At 45.7% G+C, this 10,713-nt stretch carries 8 protein-coding genes; 3 read left to right on the forward strand and 5 right to left on the reverse strand.

Annotated elements, in window-relative coordinates:
• Positions 1-65: 65 nt before the first annotated feature.
• Both pulA and ACFI6G_RS04765 read right to left on the reverse strand, forming a co-directional pair.
• Positions 66-3,713, reverse strand: a complete 3,648-nt coding sequence (gene pulA / locus ACFI6G_RS04760) for a pullulanase-type alpha-1,6-glucosidase (protein WP_102397437.1) — start codon at positions 3,711-3,713, stop codon at positions 66-68.
• A 403-nt stretch (positions 3,714-4,116) separates the two neighbouring features.
• Positions 4,117-5,889 carry an alpha-amylase family protein gene (locus ACFI6G_RS04765; RefSeq protein WP_462710155.1) on the reverse strand — a complete coding sequence of 591 codons (1,773 nt, stop codon included), beginning with the start codon at positions 5,887-5,889 and terminating at the stop codon, positions 4,117-4,119.
• Positions 5,890-6,069: 180 nt separating this feature from the next.
• Between ACFI6G_RS04765 and ACFI6G_RS04770 the strand changes: the two genes are divergently transcribed.
• Entirely contained in the window at positions 6,070-6,459 is a 390-nt protein-coding gene (locus ACFI6G_RS04770) for a DUF1294 domain-containing protein (RefSeq protein WP_010431668.1), read from the forward strand.
• A gap of 56 nt (positions 6,460-6,515) precedes the next feature.
• On the opposite strand, the gene ACFI6G_RS04775 is transcribed toward ACFI6G_RS04770, so the two are convergent.
• On the reverse strand, positions 6,516-7,100 hold the full coding sequence (locus tag ACFI6G_RS04775; protein WP_010431665.1) for a LysE family translocator: 585 nt from the start codon (positions 7,098-7,100) through the stop codon (positions 6,516-6,518).
• A 141-nt stretch (positions 7,101-7,241) separates the two neighbouring features.
• Between ACFI6G_RS04775 and ACFI6G_RS04780 the strand changes: the two genes are divergently transcribed.
• Positions 7,242-7,682 carry an Lrp/AsnC family transcriptional regulator gene (locus tag ACFI6G_RS04780; protein WP_010431662.1) on the forward strand — a complete coding sequence of 147 codons (441 nt, stop codon included), beginning with the start codon at positions 7,242-7,244 and terminating at the stop codon, positions 7,680-7,682.
• A gap of 26 nt (positions 7,683-7,708) precedes the next feature.
• A complete protein-coding gene (locus tag ACFI6G_RS04785; protein WP_016767381.1) occupies positions 7,709-8,638 on the forward strand; it encodes a LysR family transcriptional regulator in 930 nt (309 codons plus the stop codon).
• Between the two features lie 185 nt (positions 8,639-8,823).
• Here the strand turns inward: ACFI6G_RS04785 and ACFI6G_RS04790 are convergent, their stop codons facing one another.
• Together ACFI6G_RS04790 and ACFI6G_RS04795 are read right to left on the reverse strand one after the other, a co-directional pair.
• Complete coding sequence (locus tag ACFI6G_RS04790; protein ID WP_462710156.1) at positions 8,824-9,885, reverse strand: c-type cytochrome; 1,062 nt, start codon at positions 9,883-9,885, stop codon at positions 8,824-8,826.
• A gap of 9 nt (positions 9,886-9,894) precedes the next feature.
• Complete coding sequence (locus ACFI6G_RS04795) at positions 9,895-10,536, reverse strand: c-type cytochrome (RefSeq protein ID WP_462710157.1); 642 nt, start codon at positions 10,534-10,536, stop codon at positions 9,895-9,897.
• Positions 10,537-10,713 lie beyond the last annotated feature (177 nt).

Consider the following 10,713-nt stretch of genomic DNA (forward strand, 5'->3'; position numbering starts at 1 on the left):
ACGTCTCCCAAAGGCTAGCTTTCGCTGGTTTTATTATTTGTTATTAGAATTCTATGCTTTAAGACTTAGTTCTTGGTTACTGAAACGACCGCTTTTTCAACGCTGTCATCCAACTCATGAATCGCATTTAGAGTGAATGTGTAGTCGCCAGCTTCTACTACGCTTAATTGGCAGTTACCATCAGTACCAAGGTCGATTGAACCATCAGCAAGTTCAACTGAATCACAACCGAAGTTAGGTGTTTTCCAGTCAGCATCGGCAAACTTGAAGCCATAGTCCCCCGCTTCCAAAGTACCTGTTACAGAGTAAATCCCATTAGCAACAAAGCTCATCGCCCAATTATCAGCTGCACCCCATCCATTCATGTCACCACGAACGTAAACCGTTGTTTGACCGTATGGAGGAATGCTAGACACATCTTTATCAGAGTTATCAACTGGCAGGCCGACACCTTGTGCGTCACCTTGTACTTGTACAAATACAGCGGTGGTTAATGCAGGTACCGTGAAGGTTTCAGCGGCAAAGCTTGCGCCTTTCACTGTGTTATCAGCGGAGTTTTGTTGAACGCCGTGAAGTGTAAAGCCTTTCGCACCTGTGATTTTGAACGATTGAGATTCATTGGTTGAGTTTACAACTGCCACAATCGCATCATTGGCTGGGTCAAGATCTTCGCCCGCAGACACGCCATCATCGATAGACATCACGACCAGGCCTTCGACTTGATCTTCGCCAACGTTACGGAAGTCGACTCGCTTCATGACTTCGTCTGCTGTGTCTAAGCGGAACAGTTCACTTGAGCTACGGATTTTGAGTAGTTCTAGGAATTGCTGCTTAGTCAGCGCAATGTCGTCTGCGTCCGGTTCAGCCGTGCTGTCACCAATGATGGTTTTGATCAAATCCCAGTTAGCACCATCTTTATCTTCACGTGGTAAACCAACATTCCAGTTATTGTCAGTACCATCAAACATGACGCGGTTGTACCAGTCACCTGAATCGTAAGAATCACGCTGCATAGACTTAGAGCGAAGTAGTTCAGAACCCATATGGATGAATGGTATGCCTTGGCCTAACATCACGGTAGAAAGCGATACAGACTGCATTCGAGCACGCTCTGCTGAGCTAGTACCTGCCGCGATCTTGTAAGCGTTGTTATCCCAAAGCGTTTGGTTATCGTGTTTTGAAACGTAAGAAATGTTTTCTGAAGGCATTTTGGTGTAGCCAGCAGGCGCGCCGTTGTAGTCAACGTTTTTACCCAGTTTGGTGTCGCCTTTGTAATCAATCAACACGTATTCTGCGAGGTTACCTGCCATACCTAAGCGAACAAGGTCTTGGTTATGCAAGCGACCATTGATCGAATCTTGATCAACTTTGGTTTCTTCGTTGGCAATCGCTGCGTTACCAAAGCCTTGGTTAAAGCGAAGCGGGTGGTTGCCTTCTGAATCGACGCCACCATCAAATGGGCTGCCGCCTCGTACTGCATCACGTAAACGATCCGAGAAGGTACCGATTTCTGTGCCTGCCATGTTGATTTGGTTTGCTTGGTCGAAGCGTGCATTGTTTGCTACTTCGCCAAAGTCCCAGCCTTCTCCATAGAACAAGGTATTCGGATCGATCTTACGCACTTCTTCCAATGCTTCTACCATCACGTCTTTTGGCTGGTGGCCCATTAAGTCAAAACGGAAACCATCCACTTTATAGTCGTCAGCCCACACCTTAAGTGAATCGACCATTAACTTACCCATCATTAGGTTTTCGGTCGCAGTGTTGTCACAACAAGTCGAGTTTTCGACGCCACCAGTGTTTACGTTAAGACGGTGATAGTACCCAGGGACAATCTTATCCAGTACTGATTTATCGTTCACACCAGACGCGTTGGTATGGTTGTATACCACGTCCATGATCAGCTTGAGATCCATGTCGTGCGTGGCTTTCACCATTTGACGGAACTCTAGGATACGCTTAGAACCATTTGGATCTGTCGCATAACTCCCCTCTGGAACCGTATAATGGAATGGGTCGTAGCCCCAGTTGAAACTGTCGAGCATGCGCAGGTCGTTCATTAGCGCTTGGGCATCGCCTGTAGAAGGGTCATAACCATCGAGTACATCCTCGATGACCTTATTTTCGTCTTCGTTTCCACACAAGGCGGCAGCAGGTTTTACATCACATAGCTTACCAACGGTGTCCGTAATATCGACACGGCTCGCTTCATCTTCATCTACGGTAGCGATATCGAATGCGGGTAAGATATGTAGTGTCGTTAAGCCCGCATCTTTCAATTCTTGAAGGTGTTTAACCGATTCACGATCTGCTTCTGTGAGCGCTAGGTATTTGCCGTTCCATTCTTTTTTACCTAGAGTGTCGCTGAAGCTAAAGTCTCGAAGGTGTGATTCGTAAAGCACGTGGTCTTCGTCTTTCTTTACAGTAGGACGTTTATATCCAACCCAGCCTTCAGGCATTAATGCCGCATCATTAAGGTCGATAACTTGAGAGTATGCAGAGTTTTTTGACAAACTGAGTGAGTAAGGGTCGGTTACTAGGCGAGTTTCAATGTTACCTGTGGTTGGATGGTAGACCTTCACTTGGTAACGGTAGTAACTGTTGACTGCATTAGACACAGCATCAGTCGCCCAAATACCGGTTTCAGTGCTCTCCGTCATTGGGAACACTTGTGAATTTTGCAGATCTTCGCTGTATAGGACGAGTTCTACATCTTGCGCTGTTGGTGCCCAAAGTTTGAAGGTAGCCGCACTGCCTTCAACAATCGCGCCTAGTTCTTCACCCATTGCATTACCAGCATCTTCGCTAGCAAATACCGCATCAAGCACACCTGGCTTTTGAACCTCAGTTGAAGAGATAACATCGCCATTGGCATTATAGGCAACAAAAATTATCTGAGATTTTAAGATGGTGCGTAATGTGTTGTCGTCAACGTCGATAGCAAGGGCAGGTAAGCTTGCAAGGTGGCGGAAACGCTCTTTCAATTCAGAAGACAATTCCCCATCTTTGCTTAGTTCAATTGCAGTGCCGCCCACGATCTCTTTGTCGTCGTTCATCGTGATGCTGTTATCGAGTGCGTAGAACAGTTTCACAGAATCGGCGTTACCAGCGGCTTCCCAGGCGATGGTCTCTGCGTCCAACCAATGCGCTTTTTGGCCATCGATATTGACGGGGCGATCTGAAATCGGGTCATAATACAATTCACTGCTGCCATGGAAACCGAATACGCCTTGGGATTCACCAAGTTTATCTAGCTCGACTTTAGAATTGGCGCTACCAAATGCTTTCTCATCGCCATTATGTAGGATGAAGTTCATACACTTGTGCGGGTCAGATGCGTCCGGATTCACTCTCAACACGTAGTAAGCACCATAGGTATCGCTGATACCCTCGTATTCGTAAGGGCTGTTCCAATCGGTTCCAGTTTCACTGAGACCCATGGCAACGAGGTCAGTGCTGGTACAGCCTTCGCCGTTCCACAGATGAAGGCCCCAGCCGTCGTAGGTTGAGCCAGAAGTACTCGCGGCTGCAACATCACGTTTGTAATAAATAACAACCTCGTTTTCGCCCGCTTTGTACAAGCCACTGTTGCCAGCCTCTGTACCGTTGTCGCTATCATTATCACTGCCACAACCTGCGATCAAAGTTGCCGTGAAGAGAGGTAAAATCGCTTTAGCCAAAGTAGAGCGTTTGAAGCTCCTCTTTTTGGTCATGTTAAAGGTACTTTGTAGAGTCGCGTTTTTATTAATATTTATATTGTTCACGTTTAATATCCATATTTCACTTTTTATGAAGATGAATATCCTAGTCCGAATGATGGCCAACTATTTGTGATGGCTATATGTAAAGTTATTTTTAATATGTAAAAATACGAAACCTAGTGTCAGTATCACGCTTTGTATTTAGTTTAAGTAAAATTAATTGGATCAATAGCTCATATATTCGATATTAATAACCTAAGGCGTAGATGCTAGGAGTAGATAATAAGGATGAGAGCTCATCCTTATTAATGTGAGGAAGGTATCGAATTGAGAGTCTGTTAATTTAACTCGGAAATTAAGTTAATTATCAACGAGAAAGGTAATAGTTGCTTGGAAACTAATATTGATAGATAGGTTATTCATCTAACGATAATACCCAAACCAAAGATGCGAGCGGCTTTAATTCGATATTAAAAGTACCAATGCCCTTTTCAATGGTGAATTTTTGCCGTTGAACGCCTTCAATATGTTCATCTAGCAAGTAATTACCATCAGTTATTTTGAGCTTTAGGACAACATCGTTTGGAATCTTCAAGTGAATACTCTCAGTGGCGTCCTGGCTGAAGTTTGCGGCAACAATGGTGAGCTCTTGGTTGTCATAGCGCAGGAATGCGTAAACGGAATCATTCAAGTTGTTACTCTGGTGTAAGTCTTGATAATCACCAGTTATTGAAGAGTGCTCAAGGGAAAAGTTCATGACCTTCTGATAGAAGTGACGTAGTTGCTTTTCGTTGTCGTTTAATAATCCGCCATCGAATGCACCGTGATTCATCCATTTTTGATGTTGTGGGACTCTGATGTAATCGAATATAGAGGTACGTGAGGGTTGTCCAAAGCCTGCATCTTCCGCTCCCGGTTCGCCAACTTCTTGTCCAAAATAGATCATGGTCGGTGAACTGCTTAATAATGCGCTGACGAGCATTGCAGGCTTTGCGATATGTGGATTGCCAACAAACTCTGGGGAAGCGATGCGTTGCTCATCATGGTTATCCAAGAAATGCAGCATGTGATGTTCAATATCCATCATCTGATGTTGGATATCGGGGATGATTGCCGTTGAAGCCTTGCCTTGCATGATGTCTTTTAGACCGTCATAAAGGTCAACTTTATCGTACAGGTAGTCCATTTTTCCTAGGTGAATATAGTCGCGGTACAAGTCCGGCTGATAAACCTCTGCCATTAAAAAGGCATATTGGTTTTCCATCTTTATCGATGAGTTGAGGTAACTCCAGAACTCGACGGGCACCATCTCTGCCATATCGTAGCGAAACCCATCAACGCCTTTTTCTAACCAGAACAAGGCGATGTCTCGGAATTTAACCCAAGAGCTAGGTACATCAACAGATTCCCAGAAGCGGAAATGATCCATGTAATTTCTCTGAGCATAGTCACTTGGCAGTTCAGGGAAATCTTTTGAGCCGTCAGGGCGCACGCCGTAATTGATTTTCACCGTTTCATACCAATCATCGAAATTGGGCTTGTCTAAGCGAGAGCCGTTACCTGTCCATTTGGCGGGCGTTTCGATAAACGGAGAGCGTAGGTTAGGGTGCTGTTCACCACCAAGCGGGGTAAAGGCAGGAGCTATATCTGGCAGTTCAAAGGAGCTGTTGGGAATGTAATAAAAGTTGTTATTTCGGTGATATTCGAGTGTTGTGTCATCTTGAGCGCCAAAGTCACTGACTCCCTCTGGGTTATTTAAGCCTTGATAATGACGCGCAACGTGATTCGGTACGATATCGAGGATCACTTTTAAACCGTTGTTGTGGCTCCTTTTGATTAGTGACTCAAATTCTTCTACACGGCGTTCAGGGTTCTCAGCGAGGTCTGGGTTCACTGAGTAATAGTCTTTGACTGCATAAGGTGAGCCTGCGCGTCCCTTTACTACGCTCGGGTGATTGTCTGAAATCCCGATGTGTTTGTAATCATTGATGACGGCGTGATGTGGCACTCCGGTATACCAAATATGCGTAATGCCGAGTTTGCGGATTTCCGATAGCGCTTTGTCGGTAAAGTCATTGAACTTGCCGACGCCATTTTGCTCGATTGTGCCCCATGGAACATGCTGGGTGTTTTTATTGCCGAATAAACGCGTAAAAACTTGGTAGATGGCGTACTTTTGGTTGTACATATTTAAAATTCCTTTAACTTCCATCATGTTATGTAGGGATGGAAGGGCTTTTCTCTTAATTGGGAGGCTGACCTAATTGCTGTTTTATTTATACCAATCGTGGTAAATAACGGCTCATCCTTATCAAAATCTATAGGGCGTAATTGCTACAGTATATGAGCTGTTACCCAAAAGGAGTTGATGTTGTCTTCATCTATTCAAATCGCTATCACCTATATGGTGTTGGTGGTGGTGTCTGTGTTGTTTGTAGAAAGTTCGAAAGCGCTGTTGGCGTGGTATTTAGTTATCGGTGTGGTGACGTTTTTTGTATACGCAAAGGACAAGAGAGCAGCGATCAATGGTAATTGGCGTGTGCCTGAGAAAACCCTGCACATTTTGTCTGTTGCTGGTGGTTGGCTAGGGGCGTTAATCGCTCAAGATAAGCTGCGTCATAAAACGCAAAAACAACCGTTCAGAGCGATTTATTGGCTGACTGTGTCAATGAATGTAGCAGCGTTTGTGTGGACGTTAACACCGAGCGGGCAGGCGTTATTTGGTCGTTGGTTAAGTGAGATTATTGGGTATCTTTAACGGCAATGATGGCTAGTACTCGTGTACTAACCATCACAATATAGGACGTTATTTGATTAGAGCATCGGAATCGTCGAGGCTAACAGTAAGCCCGCCATGCCGTAATTAAAGCTTTTGATGCGTACCGGCGTTGTTAGCCAGTGCTGTAGCTGTTTGCCTGCTGCCGTCCAGAAGGTCACCGATGGTAAGTTGGCTAGCGTAAAGATCGCCGCGATGATCGCAAGCTCCCACCATGAACTGCCACTGCTGTACACTGAAATCGCAGTCAGTGCCATTGACCAACCTTTCGGGTTTACCCACTGAAAACTTGCCGCGCCAATGAAGGTCATGGGCTTATAAGCCTCGGTGCTTTTTGCTTTGCCGCTCAATGCAATCTTAATTGCTAGGTACACAAGGTAAGTCAGGCTTAGGTATTTCAATATCTGGTGAGAGACAGGGTAAGCGTTGAAAATGCCCATTAAGCCGAAGCCAACCAACAACAACATGGCTGCAAATCCCAGAGCTATCCCAAGCATGTGCGGAATAGTACGGGCAAAGCCAACATTGGCACCTGATGTCATGAGCATGATGTTATTTGGACCCGGCGTGAACGTCGAGACAAACGCAAACAAGGCAAGTGCGCTAAGTTGTTCTAAAGGCATAATGGTTCTCCAGCAATAAAATGAACGAAGTGACTGACCGGTCATGACTTTCACGTGTTGAGAAACATAGTAGGTGGAAAGTGAGGCAATTATGTGCTTTTATTTCCTCTATTATCACTAAATGCACAATAATAAGTACCTATGGATAGATTTGACGAAAGGATATTGCAAGAGCTTAAATTGGACGGCAGAATCTCCAACATCGAGCTTTCAGAACGAATTGGCCTGTCAGCTTCAGCGACCCTAAGGCGAGTACAAGATCTCGAACGTAAAGGTATCATTCAAGGTTACCGCGCGGTTCTGGATAATGGCCTGATGGGTGTCGGCTTTATTGCTTATGTTTCGATTGGTTTATCGAGCCACAGCAAATCGGCTCAGCTAGAATTTGAACAGCATGTCAGCATGGAAAAAGAAGTGGTGGAGTGCCACAACATTACCGGTGCTAACGAATATTTGCTGAGGGTAGAAACCAAAGATCTGCCGGGCTATAAGAAGTTTCATGCCGATGTGCTTGGGGAATGCGCTCAGGTTCAATCCATTACGACCATGGTTGTGATGGATACCCCCAAAGATGAACGCTAGTCGAGTTTTATTTCAGGAGAGGCGCAGTGCCCAGTACTAATCAGTTGTTATTGTTCTTAGATGTGGTTCAACAAGGGTCGTTTACCAAAGCGGCAACCTTGCATGATATGGACAACTCATCACTCTCAAAACAAATAAAAAAGCTTGAGCAAGACCTAGGTGTTCAGCTGCTCAACCGTTCCACGCGCTCGTTCTCGCTGACGTCAGCAGGGGAAGATATTCTCGCGCAAACCTATGTGCTGAAAGATACCATCAATCAGATCCAAGGTATTGCTGATTCCTATCAGTCTGAACCCAAAGGTGTGCTGCGAATTACTTCACCGATCTATTTTGGTCAGCAATATCTGCAACCTATCATCACGCAGTTCATGAGAAAGTACCCGGATGTTCAGATCGTGCTGTCATTGGACGACAAGATCGCCAACATTATCGCAGGGCAGTTTGATATCGCATTTCGCTTCAGCAAGCTTGTTGAATCGAATTTGATTGCGAAGAAGATTGCCGACAGTAACTTTATGTTGGTTGCCTCGAACGACTTTGTGAAGCAGCATGGCGAACCTAAAACGCCACAAGATTTGCTCGCGTTACCTGCTGTAATTTATACCAATGGCGATATGACGGTCGATCATCTGCGTATCAGTGAAGAGCCGCATGGCAACACTTTCCAAAGCCTAACGATTCGTGGCAACTATAAGGTGAGTGATGTTCGCACCATGGTCTCTTGTGTAAGAGATGGCCTAGGGTACGGCTTCCTCGACCAATCAAACTTGTATGCCTCAATGAAAGAACTTGGCTTGGTCACTTTACTTCCAGACTATCCAATCTCTACTGCTGATACGGCTATTTATGCCGTTTATCCGCACCGTAAGCAGACCAAGCTGGTTAAAGAATTCATCACTACGGTTCAAGACTATATTGGCTCTCCGACGATTTGGGAGAAGATGCAGCAAGGTTAGTTATTTTTCTAATCGTTCAAACACAAAAAAGGAGCCAGATCGTTAAACAATTTGGCTCCTTTTTATTCGTCCAGTTGTAACCAATTTACAATGTAAAGCTTAGCTATAGCTGGTGTAAGCAACTATCCGGTCTCACTGAAAGGCATGACTACTCACGAAAGCCGGTTACTGCTCTTTAAAACGAATTAGTGATCATTAATCACTTCTTTACCACTTGGGTAGGCTTTTGAACCCAGTACATGACCGTCGACTTCTTTGCCATAGTAACCTTGGTGGCTGTGGTAACGCTTAGCATTGCCGGCAACATCGCCTTTGTATCGAGGGTCTTGTGGGCGTTCATGACTGTTTACAAACGCTGCCACATCCCACGCATCCTGAATTGACAGCTGTTGGCTTTTTCCAAGCGGCATGTTTTCGTAGATGAAGTACGCGGCGGTGTTCACTCGGTGCATACCTGCGCCCCAGTTGAACGAATTCTCGCCCCAAAGAGGTGGTAGGTATGATCGGCCATCCGCCCCTTTAATGCCTTCGCCATTTTGACCATGACAGGTTTGGCAGCTGGTTTGGTAAACCTTTTCACCACGCGCTATCGACGGTTCTTGTTCAGGGTTATCAATTTTAGGGTAGCCACGACCTGCCAACTTGCTGCGGTCATCGATTGGGTATTTGCTTAGCAGTTCTTCAGGAAGAGGGAAGCTATCTGCTTTTCCTCCGACTTGTAAATCGGCATCGCTGATCTCAGGAACCGGCGTGTCTTGCATGCCGTTCTTGTCTAAGATGCCGCCCATCGCTAGCCAGTATGAATAAGCCGTGAGCGCGACCATCTCTTTTGAGCCTACTGCTGGTGGCAGGCCATTCATTGAATAAGTGAAACAGCCTTGGATACGTTCTGCGTAGCTGTTTACCTTGTCGTTTTTCTTACGGTAAGCAGGGTAGGCCATATACGCTCCCCATAGAGGTGCTGCATTCGCCTTCATGCCCGCTTGCATGTGGCAGTTGACACAGTTTTGTTCATTGCCGACGAACGTACCGCGCATCTGTTGTGAATCGACAAACAGCGAGTAGCCCAGTTTTACCTTGTCGCCAAATTCCCCATCAGGAATATTTACCAAGTCTCGTGGGACCAAATATTTGTTATCTTGAGGCTTCTCAACGGCTGGTAATTCGGTTTGGCGATCAGGCAACTCAGCTTCGGCATAAGCGATTCCAGAGGCAAGGGTTGCGGTAATTAGAAGTAGTGTTTTCATGCGAGCCCTTTAGTATCGGAAAGATGCGAAGTAGTACGACAGGTTTTTGATTTCATCGTCGGTTAGCTTGCCCGCGATGTTGCCCATCATGTTCAAATCATCACCCTTCCGAGTGCCGTTTTTCCAAGCGTTGAACTGAGTTTGAATGTAGTCGGCGTGTTGACTGGCTAAGCGTGGGAATTTGTCTACGCCCATCCCACTTGGTCCGTGGCAGGTTGCACAAGCTGGGATGTTTCGGTCCCAATCGCCTTGGAATACAAGTTTACGATAAGGGTTATCGATATCAGCTTGTGAGCCGCGCTGTTCTAAATCGGTGAATTCGTATGAAGGCAGTGATGCAAAGTATTCTGCGACTTCACGACGAACGGCAGGGTCAGACACACCGTCAGCCATTCCCTTCATGATTGCGCTTTGACGCTCACCACTTGAGAACAGGATTAGTTGGTGTTCGAGGTAATCAGCATTGAGCCCTGCAAGCATAGGGGCGATGTTGGGCATGCCTTTACCGTCGGCTTGGTGGCAGCCGCTACAGGTTTCTGCAGCTTCTGGCATTGGGTTAGGCGCTGCTTGTGCAAAAGCGGATAAAGAAAGGCTTCCTAGAGCAGCGATGCAAAGCGTTAAAGTTTGAGTTTTAATTGTCAGCTTAATCATGAGGCGTCGCTATTGGTTGTAATGCACGCATTTTCGACATAATTGGTTGTTCGCGCTATTGTGGATTTCCACATTAATTCACTTGGAACTTGAGGTAAGTCTCACATTAATAACCTCAGTCACCATAGTGGCATTGATGTGAATTTCGATAGGCGAATCTGACTGCCGTTAACGAAA

This window comes from Vibrio sp. PSi01 (assembly GCF_054960695.1).